The organism is Caballeronia sp. ATUFL_F1_KS4A, assembly GCF_023630905.1.
In the GTDB taxonomy this organism is placed as follows: Bacteria; Pseudomonadota; Gammaproteobacteria; order Burkholderiales; family Burkholderiaceae; genus Caballeronia; species Caballeronia zhejiangensis.
Genome location: NZ_JALQEB010000075.1, coordinates 1 through 240 on the forward strand (window position 1 = coordinate 1; position 240 = coordinate 240).

Below are 240 nucleotides of genomic sequence, written 5' to 3' on the forward strand. Positions count from 1 at the left end.
GGCGTGACCGTTCTGTCCGAACAGGGCGGGCTCGTCCTGTCTTCGGCGGGCGTGCGCGTAGAAACGCAAGCGTTCGGCGATGCCGCATTCGACACGGTGATGTTCAGCTCGGGCGTCGAAATCGATACGAAGTCGGCCGCGTTGACAGCATTCGTCAGGCGCTCGCTGAGCACGTCGCGACGAATCGCGGCTCCATGCACCGGCGCTTTCATCCTGGCGGAAGCAGGGGTTCTCGACGGC

1 protein-coding gene is annotated in these 240 nt (G+C 64.6%); it reads left to right on the forward strand.

Annotated elements, in window-relative coordinates; genetic code table 11:
- The coding region (locus tag NCS03_RS31085; protein ID WP_250530519.1) for a DJ-1/PfpI family protein at positions 1 to 240 on the forward strand (240 nt) is incomplete at both ends.